Origin of the sequence: Burkholderia sp. Nafp2/4-1b (genome assembly GCF_003635165.1) — a bacterium.
Classification (GTDB): domain Bacteria; phylum Pseudomonadota; class Gammaproteobacteria; order Burkholderiales; family Burkholderiaceae; genus Burkholderia.
The window spans coordinates 415861-436325 of sequence record NZ_ML058616.1 but is presented as its reverse complement, the minus strand read 5'-3'; the positions used below and the strand labels follow the sequence as shown (position 1 = coordinate 436325).

Annotated in this window: 18 protein-coding genes; 10 read left to right on the top strand and 8 right to left on the bottom strand. The window is 66.4% G+C overall.

Annotation, left to right across the window (positions count from 1 at the left end):
• The first annotated feature begins 2 nt into the window (after positions 1–2).
• On the top strand, positions 3–1667 hold the full coding sequence (gene yidC, locus C7H84_RS25250) for a membrane protein insertase YidC (RefSeq protein ID WP_121861306.1): 1665 nt from the start codon (positions 3–5) through the stop codon (positions 1665–1667).
• Between the two features lie 136 nt (positions 1668–1803).
• Here yidC and C7H84_RS25245 read toward each other — a convergent pair whose 3' ends face one another.
• Entirely contained in the window at positions 1804–2241 is a 438-nt protein-coding gene (locus C7H84_RS25245) for a helix-turn-helix transcriptional regulator (RefSeq protein WP_121861305.1), read from the bottom strand.
• A gap of 338 nt (positions 2242–2579) precedes the next feature.
• Between C7H84_RS25245 and mnmE the strand changes: the two genes are divergently transcribed.
• Both mnmE and C7H84_RS25235 read left to right on the top strand, forming a co-directional pair.
• Positions 2580–3974 (top strand): tRNA uridine-5-carboxymethylaminomethyl(34) synthesis GTPase MnmE, encoded by a 1395-nt coding sequence (gene mnmE / locus C7H84_RS25240; RefSeq protein WP_121861304.1) that lies wholly within the window; start codon positions 2580–2582, stop codon positions 3972–3974.
• A 325-nt stretch (positions 3975–4299) separates the two neighbouring features.
• Positions 4300–7167 carry a DUF5010 domain-containing protein gene (locus tag C7H84_RS25235; protein ID WP_162999355.1) on the top strand — a complete coding sequence of 956 codons (2868 nt, stop codon included), beginning with the start codon at positions 4300–4302 and terminating at the stop codon, positions 7165–7167.
• A 139-nt stretch (positions 7168–7306) separates the two neighbouring features.
• Here the strand turns inward: C7H84_RS25235 and C7H84_RS37590 are convergent, their stop codons facing one another.
• From C7H84_RS37590 to C7H84_RS36530, 4 genes are all read right to left on the bottom strand, one after another.
• Positions 7307–7435, bottom strand: a complete 129-nt coding sequence (locus C7H84_RS37590) for a hypothetical protein (protein ID WP_276208414.1) — start codon at positions 7433–7435, stop codon at positions 7307–7309.
• Positions 7436–7585: 150 nt separating this feature from the next.
• Positions 7586–8944 carry a sensor domain-containing diguanylate cyclase gene (locus C7H84_RS25230; RefSeq protein WP_121861302.1) on the bottom strand — a complete coding sequence of 453 codons (1359 nt, stop codon included), beginning with the start codon at positions 8942–8944 and terminating at the stop codon, positions 7586–7588.
• A 110-nt stretch (positions 8945–9054) separates the two neighbouring features.
• On the bottom strand, positions 9055–9303 hold the full coding sequence (locus C7H84_RS25225; RefSeq protein WP_121861301.1) for a DUF2795 domain-containing protein: 249 nt from the start codon (positions 9301–9303) through the stop codon (positions 9055–9057).
• 96 nt (positions 9304–9399) lie between these two features.
• On the bottom strand, positions 9400–9570 hold the full coding sequence (locus C7H84_RS36530) for a hypothetical protein (RefSeq protein ID WP_006489933.1): 171 nt from the start codon (positions 9568–9570) through the stop codon (positions 9400–9402).
• A gap of 150 nt (positions 9571–9720) precedes the next feature.
• On the opposite strand from C7H84_RS36530, the gene speG reads away from it, so the two are divergent.
• The 3 genes from speG (at position 9721) to C7H84_RS25210 (ending at position 11853) form a co-directional block, all read left to right on the top strand.
• The gene (gene speG, locus C7H84_RS25220; protein WP_121861351.1) at positions 9721–10263 is read left to right on the top strand and encodes a spermidine N1-acetyltransferase; all 543 of its coding nucleotides are present in this window, start codon (positions 9721–9723) and stop codon (positions 10261–10263) included.
• 516 nt (positions 10264–10779) lie between these two features.
• Entirely contained in the window at positions 10780–11127 is a 348-nt protein-coding gene (locus C7H84_RS25215; protein WP_044848669.1) for a hypothetical protein, read from the top strand.
• A 171-nt stretch (positions 11128–11298) separates the two neighbouring features.
• Complete coding sequence (locus C7H84_RS25210) at positions 11299–11853, top strand: YaeQ family protein (protein WP_121861300.1); 555 nt, start codon at positions 11299–11301, stop codon at positions 11851–11853.
• A 10-nt stretch (positions 11854–11863) separates the two neighbouring features.
• On the opposite strand, the gene C7H84_RS25205 is transcribed toward C7H84_RS25210, so the two are convergent.
• Entirely contained in the window at positions 11864–12277 is a 414-nt protein-coding gene (locus C7H84_RS25205) for a VOC family protein (protein WP_121861299.1), read from the bottom strand.
• Positions 12278–12741: 464 nt separating this feature from the next.
• Between C7H84_RS25205 and ada the strand changes: the two genes are divergently transcribed.
• The 3 genes from ada (at position 12742) to gshA (ending at position 16911) form a co-directional block, all read left to right on the top strand.
• The gene (gene ada, locus C7H84_RS25195; protein ID WP_121861298.1) at positions 12742–13833 is read left to right on the top strand and encodes a bifunctional DNA-binding transcriptional regulator/O6-methylguanine-DNA methyltransferase Ada; all 1092 of its coding nucleotides are present in this window, start codon (positions 12742–12744) and stop codon (positions 13831–13833) included.
• Positions 13830–14804, top strand: a complete 975-nt coding sequence (locus C7H84_RS25190; protein WP_121861297.1) for an AlkA N-terminal domain-containing protein — start codon at positions 13830–13832, stop codon at positions 14802–14804. Before ada ends, C7H84_RS25190 begins: the two co-directional genes overlap by 4 nt.
• A 493-nt stretch (positions 14805–15297) precedes the next feature.
• Positions 15298–16911: a glutamate--cysteine ligase gene (gene gshA, locus C7H84_RS25185; protein ID WP_162999354.1), complete on the top strand. Its 1614-nt coding sequence runs from the start codon at positions 15298–15300 to the stop codon at positions 16909–16911.
• 105 nt (positions 16912–17016) lie between these two features.
• Here gshA and C7H84_RS25180 read toward each other — a convergent pair whose 3' ends face one another.
• Entirely contained in the window at positions 17017–17328 is a 312-nt protein-coding gene (locus C7H84_RS25180; RefSeq protein WP_121861295.1) for a DUF4148 domain-containing protein, read from the bottom strand.
• 437 nt (positions 17329–17765) lie between these two features.
• On the opposite strand from C7H84_RS25180, the gene C7H84_RS25175 reads away from it, so the two are divergent.
• Entirely contained in the window at positions 17766–19406 is a 1641-nt protein-coding gene (locus C7H84_RS25175) for an L-lactate permease (protein WP_121861294.1), read from the top strand.
• A gap of 52 nt (positions 19407–19458) precedes the next feature.
• On the opposite strand, the gene C7H84_RS25170 is transcribed toward C7H84_RS25175, so the two are convergent.
• Positions 19459–20388, bottom strand: coding sequence for a LysR family transcriptional regulator (locus C7H84_RS25170; RefSeq protein WP_240462090.1), 930 nt, complete (start codon positions 20386–20388; stop codon positions 19459–19461).
• Between the last annotated feature and the right edge of the window lie 77 nt (positions 20389–20465).

Here is a 20465-nt window from a genome sequence, read left to right as displayed (position 1 = left end):
GCATGGATATCAAACGCACCGTCCTATGGGTGATCTTCTTCATGTCAGCTGTCATGCTGTACGACAACTGGCAGCGCGACCATGGACGCCCGTCGATGTTCTTCCCGAGCGCCACGCACACGGCCCCCGCGGCTGCGGGCGGTGCATCGGGCACGGGCGCGACGACGACGACCGCAGGTGACGCACCTGCCGCCGCGGCAGGCGCCGCACCGGCGACGACGGCCCCGGCCGCGCAGGCGCAGCTCGTGAAGTTCTCGACCGACGTGTATGACGGCGAAATCGACACGCGCGGCGGCACGCTCGCAAAGCTGACGCTGAAGAAGCAAGGCGACGGCAAGCAGCCCGACCTGTACATCACGCTGTTCGACCACACGGCCGGCCACACGTACCTCGCGCGCACGGGCCTGCTCGGCGGCGACTTCCCGAACCACAACGACGTCTACTCGCAGGTCAATGCGGGCCCGACGTCGCTGACGGGCGACCAGAACACGCTGAAGCTGTCGTTCGAATCGCCGGTGAAGGGCGGCGTGAAGGTGGTCAAGACCTACACGTTCACGCGCGGCAGCTACGTGATCGGCGTCGACACCAAGATCGACAACGTCGGCACGGCACCGGTCACGCCGACGGTCTACATGGAACTGGTGCGCGACAACACGGCCGTCGAAACGCCGATGTTCTCGCATACGTTCCTCGGGCCGGCGGTCTACACGGACGCGAAGCACTTCCAGAAGATCGACTTCAGCGACCTCGACAAGAACAAGGCGAACTTCGAGAAGGCCGCCGACAACGGCTGGGTCGCGATGGTGCAGCACTACTTCGCGTCGGCATGGATTCCGCAGCAGGGCGCGAAGCGCGACATCTACGCTGAAAAGATCGATCCGACGCTGTACCGCGTCGGCGTGAAGCAGCCGGTCGCCGCGATCGCGCCGGGCCAGTCGGCCGACATTCAGGCACGCCTGTTCGCCGGTCCGGAAGAAGAGCGCATGCTCGAAGGCATCGCGCCGGGCCTGGAGCTCGTGAAGGACTACGGCTGGGTGACGATCATCGCGAAGCCGCTGTTCTGGCTGCTCGAGAAGATCCACGGCGTGGTCGGCAACTGGGGCTGGGCGATCGTGCTGCTGACGGTGCTGATCAAGGCCGTGTTCTTCCCGCTGTCGGCTGCGAGCTACAAGTCGATGGCGCGCATGAAGGAAATCACGCCGCGCATGCAGGCGCTGCGCGAACGCTTCAAGAGCGATCCGCAGAAGATGAATGCCGCGCTGATGGAGCTGTACAAGACCGAGAAGGTCAATCCGTTCGGCGGCTGTCTGCCGGTCGTGATCCAGATTCCGGTGTTCATCTCGCTGTACTGGGTGCTGCTGGCTTCGGTCGAAATGCGCGGCGCGCCGTGGATGCTGTGGATTCACGACCTGTCGCAGCGCGATCCGTTCTTCATCCTGCCGGTGCTGATGGCCGTGTCGATGTTCGTGCAGACGAGCCTGAACCCGACCCCGCCGGACCCGGTCCAGGCGAAGATGATGAAGTTCATGCCGATCGCGTTCTCGGTGATGTTCTTCTTCTTCCCGGCCGGTCTCGTGCTGTACTACGTCGTGAACAACGTGCTGTCGATCGCGCAGCAGTACTACATCACGCGCAAGCTCGGCGGCGTCAAGAAGAAGCCGGCCTGACGCTCGCGGCACACGCGGGCGCCGAGCCGCCCGCGATGCACGTAAAAGAGCCGCATGGTGCGAACCATGCGGCTTTTTCATTTCATGCGGACGCTGCGGGCGTGCGGCGACGTATGCGTACGTTGGCCGCTGCCGGTCAGGCTTTTTTCGCTTCGACTTTCGCGTCGCCGCCGTAGAACTGCTCGATGAGTTCCTGAACGAGGTAACGCTGATGCGGCGCCAGCGCCTCGATCTTCGACGCGAGTTCGATCGTTTCGGGCGTCGGCGGATAGCGCTCGTCACGCGGCAGCGGTTGCGGCGTGATGTGCTCGGTCACGCTCGGCGACGGGCCGTAGTGCAGCCAGTGCAGTTCGACGCGCAACCACTCGGCGAGCGTTTCGAGTTTGTCCGGCGTCGGAATCGTGCGGCCCGTCAGCCACTTGTGCGCGGTTTGCGGCGAAACCGGCTGCGCGCCGCGATGACGCAGATTGAACCGGTTCGCGAGCTCCGTCGCGCCGGTGACCTTGTCCGGGCTGCGCCGCAGGGCGAACTTCAGGCGTTCCGAGAACGCTGCTTTTTCTTCGGGTGTCGGCATGGGGGTGATTGTGCAAGTTCACCAGCACGTCTCAGACAACCATCTAAGCTAAACGTAGCTTATTCGGATGAATCCCAACCTGTCGCGGAGTGTGCGGCACAATTGAGGGCCCCAGTGTCGGGCCACTCCAACAGGCATACTCGTCCGAAACGGGCAGGTCGGGTTCCGCTCGGATTGATACGCGACTTATCCCCGTCGGGATAAATTCGGGCGAGTTCGAAGCCGATGCGGCGTCCGATGGCATGCGGGCCGGCACGCTACAATGCCGGCGTCCCGACGCCAGAACTGTTGCGCGGGCGCACCATTCACCGTCTGCTTACCTGATTCATCCGATTCCCATGCTCGCTACCGATTCCGATCCGATCGTCGCCATTGCCACTGCTGCCGGCCGGGGTGGCATCGGCGTCGTCCGCGTGTCGTTCGGGCGGAGCGGCGAGGCGGCCGCGCTGCCGCTGATCGACGCGTTGTGCGGGCAGCGGCTCGCGCCGCGGCATGCGAGCTACGTGCCGTTCCTCGACGCGCACGGCGCGCCGCTCGACCGCGGGATCGCGCTGTATTTCCCCGCGCCGCATTCGTACACCGGCGAGCATGTGCTGGAGCTGCAGGGGCATGGCGGGCCGATCGTGATGCAGCTGCTGCTGCAGCGTTGCCTCGATGCGGGGCGCGGCTTCGGGCTGCGGCTCGCGGAGCCGGGCGAGTTCACGCGGCGGGCGTTTCTCAACGACAAGCTCGACCTGGCGCAGGCCGAGGCGGTGGCCGACCTGATCGAGGCGAGCACCGAAGCAGCGGCGCGCTCGGCCGGGCGCTCGCTCGACGGCGCGTTCTCGCGGCAGATCCACGCGCTCGTCGAGGACGTGATCACGCTGCGGATGCTGGTCGAGGCGACGCTCGATTTCCCGGAAGAGGAGATCGACTTCCTGGAAGCGGCCGATGCGCGCGGCAAGCTCGGGAGGATCCGCGAACAACTGGCGCACGTGCTCGGCGATGCGCGGCAGGGCGCGCTGCTGCGCGAGGGGCTGTCGGTCGTGCTCGCGGGGCAGCCGAACGTCGGCAAGTCGTCGCTGCTGAATGCGCTCGCCGGCGCGGAGCTGGCGATCGTCACGCCGATCGCGGGCACGACGCGCGACAAGGTTGCGCAGACGATCCAGGTCGAAGGGATTCCGCTGCACATCATCGATACGGCCGGGTTGCGCGAGACGGAGGACGAGGTCGAGCGGATCGGGATTGCGCGCACGTGGAGCGAGATCGAGCGCGCGGATGTCGTGCTGCATCTGCTGGATTCGCGCACGGGGATGACGGCGGACGACGAGACGATCGCGGCGCGGTTTCCGGATGGCGTGCCGGTAGTTCGGGTGTTGAACAAGACGGATCTGACCGGCGTGCCGGCGTGCGTCGAGCATCCGGCGGCGGAAGGCGATCTGACGGAGGTGCATCTGTCGGCGAAGCGCGGCGACGGGATCGACATGCTGCGCGCGGAGCTGCTGCGGATCGCCGGGTGGCAGGCGGGGGCCGAGGGCGTTTATCTGGCGCGGGAGCGGCATCTGATTGCATTGCGGGCTGCGCAGGAACATCTCGCGCAGGCGGCCGATCATGCCGAGCAGAGGGCGCAGTCGCTCGATCTGTTCGCGGAGGAACTGCGGCTCGCGCAGGAGCAGCTCAATGCGATTACGGGAGAGTTCACTTCGGATGATTTGCTGGGGGTGATTTTCAGCAGGTTTTGTATTGGGAAGTAATACGTCACGCGAAAAACCGGCCGGGTTATCGCGGCGATTGCCGCCGCGATCGACCGACTGATCCGGGCCCGGTTTTACCGCGTTATCCCGCCGTATAAAAGACTGGCATTCCCCCGGCCGATCGCGCCGGGATTTGCGCCACCAGCGGGCTGCCGTCTGAATACGCCATGCGTCCGCTGAAACGAGCGGCCATCGTCCCGGGTTGTCAAAATATTTCGCTCCAATTACTGTCTTGTCGACAGCTAATTGTCAGGCGTTATGTCGAGATTTCGTCGCTTCCCATTCCGAGGGGCCGAGGGCGCGTTGCGCGACCGCAATTCGCGCGATGCCGACAAAGCCGTCAATAAAATCAATAAACCCGCAAATAATGGAGACAGCTTTGACTACGCGACGGGCATTTCTTGGGACGCTAGCCCTTTCTCCCTCGATTTTGGTTTCAATGTCGGCCGATGCTCGCTCGGGCGAGCTCGACAAGATGTACATCACCGCGGTCGCCATGGCGACGACCGGGCGGGCGCCGACTGCGGGCGAGAAGGAAAAATGGCAGCGCACGCTGAACACTGGCGGGAAAGAGGCGCTGCTGCGCACTGCGCTGGTCAGCCCGGATTGTTGCCGGTATCTGGTCGCGAATTGCTACCGTTGTTTGCTTGGACGAGAACCCGACGAGGGTGGCTGGCAGACGTTGAGCGAAGTGGCACGCACGAGCGGCCTTGACGATGCTATCGTCGCGATCCTGTCCTCCGACGAGTATTTTCAGGTCCGGGCCGGCAGCAGCAATCGCATGTACGTGACGGCACTCGCGTGCGATCTGCTCGACCGATCGAGCATCGGTGGCATGGACGCAATCGTCGGCAAACTTGACGGAGGGGCGAACCGCGCCGATATCGCCCGACAACTGCTGGGTAGCCGGGCCGCCGTTTCGGCGAAGGTTGCGCACGCAGTCGGTGCCTACCTGTCGCGCGCCACGGTTCCCGCGGATGCCGCACAATTCGGCGGCGAGGGCTCCACGGCGCGCGTGATCGCCGCGGTACTCGCGAGCGATGCGTTCTATCAACGAGCGACGCGCACGTCGTTCGTCGCCGACGACGACAGTGCGCGCATCGTCGGCAGCCTGATGGCCGCCGCGGGCGTCGACTCGCTCGAGCCTGCCGTGCGCGTACGGCTGCAGCATCGCGCCGCACAATACATCAGCGGCGACATCGGCCTGAATGTCGTCGCGTACGAGTTGCTGACCGCAGTGCGGCCGCTGGCGTCGCGATCGTCGCCCCGGCGTCTGAAGCTGGCTGAGCGCGTTGCGTCCGTCAGTCGGCGCGACGCATCGAACGCGCACGCAGCGCGGGCGCCGACCGGCGCACGGATGGTGCGTGCCGCGCAGGTGGCCGAAAGCCGGGCGTCCCGCGCGAAGACGGCAGCCTATCTCGCATCGACAGAGTGCCTCGGATGGGATCCATCGGTCCTGCGCCGGGCGCCGCCAGGCTGGCGGGGCGCGTCGGGCGATCTCAACGTACCGGTCGACACGCAAGGCCCACCGCCGAGCTATCGCAGCGACGAGCGGGTCGTCTGCACGACGTATTTCTACTGGTACGACGTGATCAAGGGCGCAGACTATCTGAAGAACCCGGACGGCGCGCAGGCGAGCGGCGACGAGTATGCGTTCGCGGTTACGCCCAGCGACCTGAAGGGTTTGAGCTATACGTTGCCGGCCTGGCACGACGAGCAACTGCGCGACATCGTGAGCTCCGGCATCGACGTGATCCTTCCGGTGTACTTCGGCTCGCCGTTCGCGAGCGCGGATGACCTGACGCAAGCCGAAGCCGGTGCGAACCGGCCATCGCGCTTCAGCGATCCCGGGCTCGTTCAGATCGTTGCCGCGCTGAACCGGCGCAAGCAGAGCGGGCAGACGGTGCCGCGAGTCGGGATGTTTTACGACACCACGACGCTGACGCCGAACAATGCGAAGTCGTGGCACGTGGATTCGGCGGTGTATGCAGGCAAGGCGTGGTTCTACGAGACGGTCCGAAACTTCTTCTCGATCGTGCCGACCGAGCACTGGGCGTGCATCGACGGACGTCCGGTGATCTACGTGTATCACCCCAGCTTCGCGGCGCGCGTAGGCGAGGATCTCTATCCGTTCGTGCGCCACCGGTTCCAGCTCGAGTTTGGCGTGGATCCCTATATCGTGTCGGCTGCTGAAGAGGAGGCGCCGCGCGTCACAGATCCGCGCGGCCTGAAGTCGATCGCGTCGCGTTTCGTGAACGCGTCCTATCTGGATCAGCTCGCCGAACTGCTCGGTGCGAACGAGTTCTATGGCCGGGCCGGCCAGTCGACGGCCGGCTTCGTCAATCGCCTGTACGAAAAGATCTATCGCCGCGCGCCGACGCAGGATGAGTTGCGGGGGCTTGCGCCGGTCGCGACTGCACAAGGACGTGCCGCGGCGGCGCGCATGCTGTTGAGCACGGCGTCTGCGCGCGTGGCGCTCGCCGCCGATCTCCATGAGCGGTTGATGCCGATCGGGCAGTCGTTCGATTCGCTGCAGAGGCAGCTCGCGTCGCGCGGCTCGGTCCGCCGCTTCGTGCAGGGCGGCGACTACTACGCGCTGCTCGCCGATATCCTGGCGTCGGACGCGTTCTACCGATTCAGCGGTTCGAGCGCCGATGCGCTGGTTGAAGGGGTCTTGCAGCGAGTGTTGTGGCGGTGCACGAATCCCCAGTGCCGAACCTGCTCGACCACGTCGACTGACGGCGCCATGCGTGACGAACTGCGGGTCCGTTTGAAGATGCGGGACCGACGGTCGGCGCTGCTCGCGTTCGTGAAGGAGTATCCGACCGCGGAGGCGCTGGTGTCGTATGTGCTGTTCTACTATCTCGGCCGATTCTATCCCGGCTCGTTCGACAGCACGTTTTACTGGAGCGCGGCGATCTGTCCGACTTTCCGCGGCGTCGTGTCGATCGGGCCCGGCTACAGCCAGAAAAACTTGTCGTCACGTCATCCGATCGAAGTGCCGCGCGAGAAGGGCGCGCTATATCGACGGAACTGGGAGCGCATCCTCGCGATGGATCCGCGGCCGGGGATGGTGCACATCGAGACGTGGAACGAGTTCTTCGAGGGGACGGCGATCTGCGAGAGCAAGGAGTACGGCCGACAGTACATCGAACTCACGGCGGAGTACGCGAAACGGTACAAAGCAATTTGAGCCGGTCGGTGGTCGCAGGCATCGCACGCACCCGTCACCCGGCGATGCCCAGCGACCGGCTTCGGTGGGAACGGGGACAGTCGAAGCGTTCCTCACGCGGTTCCAAGCATGCGGGACGCGAAGGCGAGAACCGGCACCCTCAATCCCAACCCCGATGATGATGGTGGTAATACCCGCCATCACCGTAATACCCGCCACCATCCGGCACCACGATGCAGCCGCTCAGCAACACGGCCACACCGGCAATCAGCAAAAGGGTTTTCTTCATCGCGTTCACCTGCTTGGGGTTCAATATGAAACCCAGCATAGCGAGCACCCACAACACCGGCTGTAAGCGATCGTTTCCCTGCCCCGCAATCCGTAACGGCGGATTATTCCGGTCACAATGACCGTAACAAATCCCCATTCCACAGACGTTTCACGCGACGACGACCCGGTTTCGCCCCGCATCCTTCGCACGATACAGCGCGGCATCGGCGGCTTCGATCAGTGCATCGGGCGTCGATAGATCATCGGGCGACACGGTCGCGCAGCCGACGCTGACGCTCACGCGTCCCGCCGGCGACCCAGGCATCGCGAGATCGAGCCGCAGCACCCCTTCGCGCGCTTCTTCGGCAACCAGCCGCGCACCCCGTGCGCCGGTGTTCGGCAGCACGATCGCGAATTCCTCACCGCCATAGCGCGCGACCATATCCGCCGGGCGCCGCACCGCGCCCGCCAGCGCATGCGCGACCGCGATCAGGCACGCATCGCCCTTCACGTGACCGAACGCGTCGTTGTACGCCTTGAAGTGATCGACGTCGACCATCAACAGCGACAACGGCTCGCCCTGGCGCCGCGCCTGAAGGAACAGCGTGTGAAAGTGATCGTTGAAGTGACTGCGGTTGAACGCGCCGGTCAGACCGTCGCGGGCGGACGAATGAATCAGCGTCGCATGAGCTTCGGACAGTTGCTGATACAACCGGGTCACTTCCCAGGCGAGCACGCACACCAGCACGCCGGGCGTGAACATGCTGAACACGCGCGCAAGATACCAGCCGATCGTGAAGCGGTTGCTGGTCAGCAGGTTCAGCGTGGTGTCGGTGAGGCACGCGAGCACCGCGATCGCGAGCCAAAGGTCGAGCGTCGTGCGCAGCCGGCCCGTTGCCACCACGGTGACGAGCGCGAGGGCATTGAGGACCCACACGGCCAGCGCGATTCCGTCGACGGGCAGCGCGGCCGCATCGCCCGGTTGCTGGAACGCGGGGGGCAGCGCGACGTTGAGCGCGACCACGCACAGCAGCGCGGCCGCGACGGCCGGACCGCCGACCAGCGCGACCGCCCACCTGCGTGTCTGCGTCGCGCCGACCGGCGCACGCGTGAGCCGCTCGCGCGCAACGAGCGCGGCCATCACGAAGCACGGAAAGCCGGCATGCCAGAAGATCCACATCCATGCGGCGGTTTGCGGACGCGCGCCGAACAGTCCATGCGGCGCGAACACGCCGGGAAAGGTGAGCAGCTGCAGGGCGACGGCGAGCGCGGTGAACGCATAAGCGCCGCCGAGGGCGCCAAGCACGGGCTGGCGCGTGACGGTGAACTGCGCAGCGAGGAAGAACGCGGCGATGCTCGCGGTGGTGAACACGGTCAGCGCGCACATCGGCATGAACGGTTCGACGGCCGGCAGCGCGACGTTAGCGCGGGGCACGGCGATCCCGAGCGCCAGCAGGATGACGAGCGCGGTCAGCGCGCCGAACCACAGCTGGCGACGCGTCGTGTGCTGGATCAGGATGCCTTCCATGGATTCCCCCGAGCGCTCGTACGGTCATTCCCGGTCTTGGCGCCGGGCACCATGCGTCCGGCCGCGGTGCGACCGGTGCGGCCCGATCCTATCCTGTTATTGGCCGGCGCTCAAATGCCGAGGCCCGGGCCGAAATTGCCGGCGACCCAACGCGTGACGGCGTCGACGTCCGCGTAGTCCTGTTCGGGCAGGCCGTCGAGCATCGACAGCACCTCGTTGCTCGCGCCCGCGTCGCGCGCGGCGTCGACGAGCGCATCCTTGTTCGCGGGATAGCGGACAGCGGCCAGCACGTCGGCGATCTGCAGATCGATCGCTTCGCCGGGAATGTCGTGGGGAGGGAGCGCGGGTTTGTCGTTCACGTCGGTGTCTCGCGGGTTGGGCGGGAATCGGGTCGTAACGGTTCGTGAGGAGGGCGGTTGCACCGCCCGGAGCGACCCGCATGGGTCGCGATCGCGTCAGTGCCCGCGCCGCACCCGCCGCCACGGATGCTTCCAGTCGATATGCGGTGCGTTTTCGTCGCGCGGATGCTGGCGCCGATGTTCCTGCCATAGTTCGTCGGAGAACAGCGCAGCCACGATCACGAGTGGCAGTACGAGGAAAATGCCGAGTATGACTTGCTCGATCACGATAGCCTCCTTGCGGTGGCAGGAACCCTTGCTCCCATTCTAGGCTCTGAACCTGGCCCGCGGTGAACTTCCTGCAGCGCGGAATGCACCGGTTCGCGGCAGTGCCGCACGGTTGTTTCACGCGCGCGCGGGCCTAAAAAGGACATGAACATGCAACTCCAGAACGACAAGCACACGCTCGCACTCCGGCCGCTCGAGCGCCAGGACCTGCGCTTCGTGCACGAACTGAACAACGACGCAAAGATCATGCGCTACTGGTTCGAGGAGCCGTACGAAACCTTCTCCGAGCTGTCGCAACTGTACGACCGCCACGTGCACGACCAGCGCGAGCGCCGCTTCGTCGCGGTCGATGCGCAGGACGAACTGGTGGGCCTCGTCGAGCTGATCGAGCTCGACTATATCCACCGCCGCGGCGAGTTCCAGATCATCATCGCGCCGCAATGCCAGGGGCGCGGCTATGCGGGTCAGGCAACACGCCTCGCGATCGAATACGCGTTCAAGGTGCTGAACATGCGCAAGCTGTACCTGATCGTCGATACGTCGAATGCAGCGGCGATCCACGTATACGAGAAATGCGGATTCCAGCACGAGGCCGAATTGAAGGAAGAATTTTTCGGAAACGGCGCGTATCACAACGCATATCGCATGTGCATCTTCCAGCGCGATTATTTCGAGCGACCGCAATCGGCGTGAATTACGCCGGGTAAAAAAGATACCAACGAGACATTAACGACAACGCCCGACGGCCCCGCTGCCGCGGGCGTCCGACCGCCTCGGGAAAATACGGGTAAATACGCACGCGCTTATACCTGGCATTTTTCTTGTATCAGGTAAATTCGCTTCCGCACTGCGGTAAATTCATATCGTTTCAAGATGACTTTGTGTGCAATGCATCAAAACGGTTCCGATATTGAAGTGAATTATCCAAACCGTACAGCCGGCGCAATGCAACTTTCCTGAAAGGCTTGCCGGACAACGCTTTGCGCGCGGCGGCGCAGGCTTGTCCGGCGACGGGCATACGCCGCCGCGCGTGCGCGGAGCGCGAAAAACCGGGTGCGCGTGAGGTGCGACAATTCGCCGCTATTGCGATCGCACAACAAATGTGCTTGCTATCGCTTGCCGGTCTTCTAAAGTGAAAAACGCGGGTTCACGATCACCTTTAAACACATAGCTAACCCAGCCTGGTGCCCGCAAGCCTGGAGACAGAACATGATGAAGCGAACCGGTGTCCTCTTTGCCCTTGTCGGTGCATTTTCCGTGGTGTCGATCGCGCAGGCGGGCGGCGATGCGGCTGTCCAGCCGAAGCAGGAAATCCAGCTGACGAAGAATGCGTGGGGCTGTCTGTCGAAAGACAATCTGGACTCCGTACTGAGCCACGAACGTGACGGCAAGTCGCAGGCGAAGCAGCAATACTTCGACGACTACCGTTGCCTGTCGGTGCCGGAAGGGCAGCGTTTCCGCGTGGTGTCGGTCGACCAGGGCGACGTCCAGTTCGTCAGCGCCGACAACAGCGACCAGCAAGGCCTGTGGACCGATTCGCGCTTCGTCAAGCAGTAACGCGCAGCTCTCGCCGACGCACGCCGGCCTGAACGGCCGGCGTTGCGGCCTGAACGCGGCCCGGCCGATGCCGGGCCGTCGTGCTGTGGAGTGCCCGGCGCACGCCGGGCGGCGCGCATTCGGTATCATCACGGCCCGACCGAACCGAATGCCCGCCCGGGCCGTATCCGCATGGCGCTGAAATCCACCATCTACAAAGCCGAGCTGCAAATCGCCGACATGGATCGGCACTACTACGCCGATCACGCGTTGACGGTCGCCCGTCACCCGTCGGAAACCGACGACCGGATGATGGTGCGCATCGTCGCGTTCGCGCTGTTCGCGCACGAGCGGCTCGAATTCTGCAAGGGGCTGTCGGACGTCGACGAGCCCGATCTGTGGCAAAAGGACCTGACGGGCGCGATCGACGTGTGGATCGAGGCCGGCCAGCCCGACGAACGGCGCATCTCGAAGGCGGCCGGCCGCGCCGGCCGGGTCACGGTGATCGCGTACGGCGGCAAGACCTCGGATATCTGGTGGCAGGGCGTGCGCAGCAAGGTCGAGCGGCTGCGCAACGTGCAGGTGCTGTCGCTGGCCGACGGCGTCGCGGCAGCGCTCGGGCGCCTCGCCGAACGCACGATGCGCCTGCAGTGCACGGTGCAGGACGGCGCCGCCTGGATCTCGAGCGCCGACCACGATCCGGTCGCGGTCGAATGGACGGTGGTGAAGCCGTTCGCCGACGCGTGACGGCCGGCGCTCAGCCGAGCGCGGCGGGCGGCCCCTTGAATTCCAGCATGTTTCTTTCGGGATCGAACAGGTAGATCGACGGCCCGTAGCCGCCCGCGCCGTAGCGTTCGGCGGGCGGCTCGGGCCGCGCGCCGAATGCGGCGAAATGCTCGATCAGCGCATCGGGATCGAACGGCTCGACGCGCAGGCACAAATGATCGACGTTGCGTCCGGCGCCGGGCGGCCCGCTGTCGGGACGATCGATCGGGCCGCCGACGGCCAGCAGGTCGATCAGCGCGTCGCCGGCGCGCAATTGCACGAGGCCCAGATCGGGCTGTTCCTTCTCGACGTGGCAGCCGACGGCATCGCAGTAAAAGCGCGTCATCGCAGCCATGTCGCTCACACGCAGCACGACGTGATCGATCGCGCGGATGGTCGGTTTCATGAGCGGGCACTCCCTTCGCGGTGGGTGTGCACCGAGTGTAGCCCTCACCGGCGGCGGATGCCGGAACGCTACACGATCGACGGACGAAAAAAAGCCCGTTCACGCAGAGCGGAACGGGCTTAATCCATATCAGGAGGAGACATGGAGGAGACAGTTCCAACTATACACACGGCGATGGTGCGTTGCAATATTCCGAGTGTAAAAAATGGTCAGGACGGCGATTGGTCGCAGCCGCACTGCAGCAAAACGGTGACGCAATGATGGCGAAAACGGCGTTCCCGCAGCGCTCGCGTGGATTTTCGTCAGATTGATCGATTTCATGCGCGATTTCGGTGCGCGCCCGCGATGTGTCCCCGCGATGTCGCGATATCGGCGGCCCGAATCACAGAGCAAGAATCAGGGCGCGACGGCCCATGCCGATGGCTAGAGTAGGCACCATCTACACTAGAGAGTGCGAGGTTCAGATGAAAACCCCCTATCCGACCGACGATGCCCGCTGGGGCGCCGTGACCGCCCGCGATCAGCATGCGGACGGCGCGTTCTTCTATGCCGTGCGCACGACCGGCGTGTTCTGCCGCCCGAGCTGCGCGTCGCGGCTGCCGCGGCGCGAGCATGTGTCCTTCTTCGCCAGTCCGGCCGACGCGCGCGCGGCCGGCTTCCGCCCGTGCAAGCGCTGTCAGCCGGAAGGACTGCCGCGCGAGCTCGAGATCGTCAATCGCGCGTGCGCGGTGCTCGATGCGCATTCGGAGCGGCTCACGCTGCAGCAGCTGAGCGATGCCGTGCACGTGAGCCCGTTCCATCTGCAGCGGCTGTTCAAACGAGTGGTCGGCGTGTCGCCGCGGCAGTACCAGGCCGCGCAGCGCGGCGCCGCCTTGCGCGACGCGCTGCAAAGCGGGCAGCCGGTCACGCAAGCGGCCGTCGACGCCGGGTTCAATTCGCCGTCGCGGCTCTATGCATCGGTGCCGCGCGAGCTGGGGATGGCGCCGTCCGCGTTCCGTCGCCAGGGCGCCGGCCTGCGGATCGACTATGCGACCGCAGCGACACCGCTCGGCGCGGTGCTCGTCGCCGCGACCGGACAGGGCATCTGCCGGATCGCGTTCGGCGACGCACCGTCGGTGCTGGTCGACGAGCTGAAGGATGCGTTCGCGCGCGCCGAGCTGGTTGAAGCGCCGTCGCGGCTCGCGCCGTTCGTCGCGCAGATCCACGCGTACCTGGACGGAACGCGGCACGCGTTCGACCTGCCGCTCGACATCGCGCCGACCGCGTTCCAGCAGCGGGTGTGGGAAGCGCTCACGCACATCCCGTACGGCGAAACGCGCAGCTACTCGGAGATCGCCGAGGCGCTCGGCTCGCCGCGTGCGGTGCGGGCCGTCGCATCGGCGTGCGCCTCGAACCCGGTCGCACTCGCCATTCCGTGCCACCGTGTCGTGCAGAAGGGCGGCGCGCTGGCCGGCTATCGCTGGGGCGTGCGGCGCAAGGCGACGCTGCTCGCGTCCGAGGCGCGTCATGTGCGCGACGATGAAACCGAAGCCGTTGCGGAGGGCAACGCAGTTTGAGCATCGATAACACCGAGATCACGTCGATCGAAGACGGCGGCCGCGTGCCGCCGTCCGCGCAGATGGAGCTGCGCTTCAAGGCGCCGTACGACTGGGCGCGCGTGCTGCGTTTCTTCAGCGGCCGGGCGATTCCGGGCGTCGAGCAGGTCGCGGACGGCGCGTATCGCCGCATCGTCGACCTGAACGGCGACGCGGGCCGGCTTACCGTCACGAAGCATCCGCGCCGGCATTGCCTGATCGCCACCGTCGAAGGCGCGGCCGCGCGTCACGTCGACGATGCGTTCGCGCGCCGCGTCGCGTCGATGTTCGACCTCGGCGCGGATCCGGCCGCGATCGGCGGCGGGCTCGCGCGCGATCCGTGGTTCGCGCCGCTCGTCGAAGCCGCGCCGGGGCTGCGTGTGCCGGGCGCCTGGTCGGGATTCGAGCTGGCGGTGCGTGCGATCGTGGGTCAGCAGGTGAGCGTGAAGGCGGCGACGACGATCGTCGGCCGGCTCGTCCAGCGCGCAGGCGAGCGCGTCGTGCACGGCGACGACATGCCGGCGCCGGATGGGGCCCCCGCGTGGCGTTTCCCGACGCCGGACGCGCTCGCCGCATGCGATCTCGAGAAGATCGGGATGCCCGGCAAGCGGGCCGCCGCGCTGACGGGCATGGCGCGCGCGGTGGCGGCCGGTCACGTGCCGCTCGATCCGGCGCACGCCGATCTCGCGACACTGCGCAGCGCATGGCTCGATCTGCCCGGCATCGGCCCGTGGACCGTCGAATACATCGCGATGCGTGCGTGGCGCGACCCCGACGCGTGGCCGGCGTCCGATCTCGTGCTGATGCAGTCGATCACCGCGCGCGATCCGTCGCTCGACCGGCTCGCGAGCCAGAAGCGCCGCACCGAAGGCTGGCGGCCGTGGCGCGCGTACGCGGCGCTGCATCTGTGGAACGACGTGGCGGACCGGGCCGGCGGCGCGCGCGGCGGATGAGGATCGACGTCGCCGGCCGGTAGGCGCGACCGGGCAGGGTCGCGATGCGGGCGCGGGCCCGAGTGTGATCCCGAGCGCGATCGGTCGGTGGTCCTCATGGTTGCGACGTTTGATGGCGATCGATCCGCGTCGGCTTCCGTCGCCTTTGGTGGACGGTCGGCTCGACCGCGACGGTGCCGCATCACGGGTTCAATTGCGCGGGTTGCACCCGCCGGTGCGACTGCGCGTAGCGTGCCCTTCCTTCGGACGAATTCGCTCTGATCGCCACATTTGGCGCTGCCCATGGCCGCCGGCCGCGCACGCGTCGATCACCGCGATTGGCCTCCCCCAGCGGGCCGCCCGGCGGCCCGCAGCGGCCGTCAGGCACCGCGCTGAGCCACCTCAAGCGCGTGTGACGGCGAGATGTTAAAGTGCCCGCTACCAACGAAGCGACCAATAATCCAGCCGGCCGTGCGCGGCATTCCGCGCGCGGCCGTCACGCACTTGCGTCTCCATGTCGAACACCATGACTCACCGCCAGTCCGAACTGCTGCTGAATCGTCTCGAAGCGCTGAGCTCGGGCCCGACGCGGCAGCATCTGCCCGACGGCCTGCGCGGCATCGAAAAGGAAAGCCTGCGCGTGACGCGCGACGGGATGATCGCGTTCACGCCGCATCCGCGCGCGCTCGGTTCGGCGCTCACGCACCCGTCGGTGACGACTGACTATTCCGAAGCGCTGATCGAACTGATCACGCCGGCGGAACCCGACGCGTCGATCACGCTCGAACGCCTCGACGATCTGCACCGCTACGTGTATGCATCGCTCGGCGACGAGATGCTGTGGAACGAGTCGATGCCGGGCCTGCTGCCGGCCGACGATGAAATCCCGATCGCGAACTACGGCACGTCGAACATCGGCCGCCTGAAGACGGTGTATCGCCGCGGCCTCGCGTATCGCTACGGCCGCACGATGCAGTGCATCGCCGGCATTCACTACAACTACTCGCTGCACGAGGAAGTGTGGCGGCGGCTGCATGCGGAAGAGGGCTCGACGGCCACGCTCGTCGATTACCAGTCGGAGCGCTATCTCGCGCAGATCCGCAACTTCCGTCGTCGCAGCTGGCTGCTGATGTACCTGTTCGGCGCGTCGCCCGCGCTCGATACGAAATTCCTGCGCGGCAAGCCGCACAAGCTCGACACGTTCGATGCCGACACGCTGTACCGCCCGTATGCGACGAGCCTGCGGATGAGCGACCTCGGTTACTCGAACACGACCGCGCAGGCCGCGCTGCACGTCGACTACAACACGCTGTCCGGCTATCTCGATGCGCTGTCGAAGGCCGTGAGCGAACCGTATCCGGCTTACGAGGCGATCGGCACGCATCGGGACGGCGAGTGGATCCAGATCAACACAAACGTGCTGCAGATCGAGAACGAGTTCTACTCGACGATCCGGCCGAAGCGCATCACGTATTCGGGCGAACGGCCGCTGCATGCGCTCGCGTCGCGCGGCGTGCAGTACATCGAAGTGCGCTGCCTCGACATCGATCCGTTCGAGCCGACCGGCATCGCGCTCGACACCGCCCGCTTCATCGACGCATTCCTGCTCGCATGCGCGCTCGACGAGAGCCCCGCGCTCGACTGCGACGCGTACAAGGAAGCGAATGCGAACTTCGGCAGCGTGACGATGGACGGGCGCAAGCCGGGGCTCACGCTGACGCGCGACGGCCAGCCGGTGACGCTGCAGGCGTGGGCGGACGACCTGATGACCGATATCGAAACGGTCGGGCGCCGTCTCGACGAGATTCGCGGCGGCGACGAGCATGCGCGTGCGATCGCCGCGCAGCGCGAGAAGCTCGCCGATCCGGAACGCACGCCGTCGGCGCGCGTGCTGCGCACGATGCGCGAAAACGGGCAGTCGTTCCTCGCGTTCGCGCTCGCGCACAGCGAAGCGCATGCCGCGCACTTCCGTGCGAACCCGCCGTCGGCGGAGACGCTGCGCACCGAGCAGGCGCTCGCGGCGAAGTCGCTGGCCGAGCAGGCCGACCTGGAAGCAAAGGAGGCCGGATCGTTCGATGCGTTCGTCGCGGCCTATCGTGCCTATACGCTGAACCGCTTCAGCGTGTGATCGCCGCCGCCCGCTGCGCGGCGCGCGGCGGGCATGCCGGCTGCGGGACGGATCGTCGCGCGTTCACGCGCGCGGCGCCGGTTTCACCCGCTTCAGTGATGTCCTTCAGTGATGCGCGTACGTGTCGCGATCGACCGCGTGCGGCAACGCCGGCTTGCCCGATTCCCCGTTTGCATGGCCATCGCTGCCGTAGCCGGCCGCGTCGCCGCGTGTCTGTGCGGCACGCTGCATGATTGCCTGCATGTTCTGCGGAAAGTCGGGACTACTGGCGAGGCTGGCCCGGTAGCCGGCAGCCTGCAATTCCACGAGTTCCTGGCGAACGTCCGCACGCGTCAGCGTCGACGCGGCGTGGGCCTGGGCGGCGACGGCCGAGCCGATCAGCAGTAACGTGCAGGCCGCAAGTTTCATGGTTTTCATCGTGTGTGCTCCGTGAGGTTTCCGGCGCCGCGTCTGCGTTTGCGTCTGTGTCGCCGCGGGCGGAATCGATGCAGGCAGTCTAGGCTTCGGCCGCCAGACGAAACACCCCGCTCGCCGTCAGTCACCTTTGCCTGCTGCGCAACATTGCACCTCACCTGCACCTGCGCCTTTCCTGGCGTGCGCGCCAGCCGGCCGCCTGTTGCCGTTCAACGTGCGGCGGAGGCGTTGTATCGACGACGCGCGCATCGGGCTTGCCCTCCTTGTGAAAGCGCGATGCGCCTCCTAACCTTTTTTAAGCGACCGATCGGTCGGCGCTGCCGCATGGTTGCATGCGCAAGCGTCGGCCCGATCCTTGCCGCCGTGGAACGCACGTTTGATACGAGACCGGGCAAGCGCCGAAGCGCCGACTCCGATCCACAACGGAGACACGACACACGATGAATCCCACCGCAGCCCTGCCGCCCGGCATCCTGTTCGCGCAGCCGTTGACGCCCGTCGCCAACTCGCTCTTGCTGTCGTTCCTCGTCGCCGTGATCCCGATCGCGGTCGCGCTGATCGCGCTCGGCGTGCTGCGCCGGCCGGCGTGGCAGGCGTCGCTGGCCGGTCTCGTCGCCGGCCTCGCGGTCGCGATCGGCGCGTGGGGCATGCCGGCCGGCCTCGCATTCGACGCGGTCGGCGCCGGCATGGCGCTCGCGGTCGTGCCGGTGATGTGGATCGTGTTCAACGCCTTGCTGCTGTACAACATCGCGGTGAAGTCGGGCCGCTTCGACCAGTTCCGGCAGTGGATGCTCGACAACCTGCCCGACGACCGCCGCCTCGTGCTCCTCGTCGTCGCGTTCTCGTTCGGCTGTCTGCTCGAAGGGATCTCCGGGTTCGGCACGCCGGTCGCGATCACCAGCGCGCTCCTGATCGCGCTCGGCTTCCCCGCGCTCGAAGCGCTGACCTACACGCTGCTGTTCAACACAGCGCCGGTCGCGTTCGGCGCGCTCGGCGTGCCGATCACCGTGCTCGGCGCGGTCACGTCGCTGCCTCCCGCGACGCTCGGCGCGATGGTCGGCCGGCAACTGCCGTTCTTCGCGCTGCTGCTGCCGTTCTACGTGGTCGGCACGTACGGCGGCCTGCGCTCGATCGCGAAGTTGTGGCCCGCGCTGCTCGTGTCGGGCGGCAGCTTCGCGATCGCGCAGTTCGTCACGTCGAACTTCCTCGGCTACCAGCTCACCGACGTGCTGTCGTCGCTCACGTCGCTGATCGTCACGATCGGCTTCCTGCAGATGTGGAAGCCGCAGCCCGATCCGGAATTCGCGCTCACGCGCAGCGTGCCTGCGACGGCCGGCGCCGCGCGCGCGGGTTTCGGCGGCTGGCTGCCGTGGATCGTCGTGTCGGTGATCGTGATCGTCTGGGTGCACGCGAACATCGCGGCGATCGGCGACGTGAAGATCAAGTGGCCGGGCCTGCACAACACGGTGTTCGTGTCGCTGTATCACAAGCCGTATGCAGCGATCTGGGACTTCCAGCCGCTCGGCACCGGCACCGCGATCCTCGTGTCGGCGATCATCACGGCCGTGCTGACGCGCACCGGCATCGGCGCGTTCTTCGAATGCGTGGTCAAGACGTGGCGGCAGACGTGGATCGCGATCGTCACGGTGATGATGATCGTCGGGCTCGCGTACCTGCTGAACTACTCGGGGATCAGCTACACGCTCGGCACCGGCGTCGCGTCGACCGGCGCGCTGTTTCCGCTCGTGTCGGCGTCGCTCGGCTGGATCGCGGTGTTCCTGTCCGGCAGCGACACGTCCGGCAATGCGCTGTTCGGCAACCTGCAGGTCGTGGCCGCCCGGCAGCTCGGCTTCGATCCGGTGCTGATGGCCGCGACCAACTCGTCGGGCGGCGTGATGGGCAAGATGATCTCGCCGCAGAACATCGCGACGGGCGTGTCGACGACCGACCTGAAGGGGCAGGAAGGCGTCGTGTTCGCGCGCACGTTCTGGCACAGCGTGATCCTCACGCTGCTGCTCGGCGTGCTCGTGTTCCTGCAGCAGCACGTGTTGACGTGGATGATTCCCGCGCTGCCGAAGTGAACTCGGGTGGGGCGGCGGGCAGCAACAGCGAAACCGCTGAACGCTCGGCGGCTCAGCGCGCGTTCACCGGCGACGTGGCGCCAGTCGCGGTCGCGGTTGCACGCGCCACTTCGCCCGCCGCCTGCTGCGCTGGCAGGATGCACGCGAGGAACGCATCGATCGCGGGGCTGTGGCGGCGCGCCTTCAGGTAGTACACGTATTCGTCGATCGTCGTGTCGACGCCGCGCAGCGCGACGACCCGCAGGTCCGGATGGCGCTCGGCCTCGCCGCGTGGAAAGAGGCTCCCGCCCACGCCGTGCAGGATCGCCTCGCGGATCGCTTCGCGGCTGCCGATTTCGGCGACCGACGTGGCCGCGACGCCGGCCGCCGCGAGGATCGTCTCCGTGCAGCGGCGCGTGACCGACCCTTCCTCGCGGATCAGGAGCCGCACGTCGGCGAGCTGCGCGGCGGCGATCGCGTCGAAGCGCGCGAGCGGATGATCGCGGTGCACGACGAGCACGAGCGGATCGGTCGAGATCACCTTGCGCTCGAGGCCGTCCGCATCATTGCGCTGCGACGACACCGCGAGGTCGATGCGGAACTCCTGCAGCGCCTGCAGGATTTCCTCGGAATTGCCGATCCGGCACGTGAGCGCGATCGACGGATGCGCATGCGAGAAGCGGCCGACGGCGTCCATGATGTAGTAGGGCCCCGTCGCGCCGATCCGCAGGTGCCCTTCGAACAGGCCGCCGACGTTGCGCAGCATGATGTCGGCCTGCGCCTCGAGCGCGATCATCTTCTCGACGAGCGGCAGCAGCTCGATCCCGGTCTCGGTGACCTCGAGCTTGCGGCCGCTGCGGTAGAACAGCTCGACGCCGTACAGCTGCTCGACCTGCCGGATCTGCGCGGCAATCGTCGGCTGGCTCACGCCCAGGTGGCGCGCGGCGCGCGTGATGCTGCCCTGCCGGACGGTCGCGTGGAACGCCTTCAGCTGATCGAACACGGCTCGGCTTCTCCCCCCTCTTCATCGCGCGTCAGCGTAGCGTATGCATGTGTCGGCCGGATGAAGGGCGCTGCGTG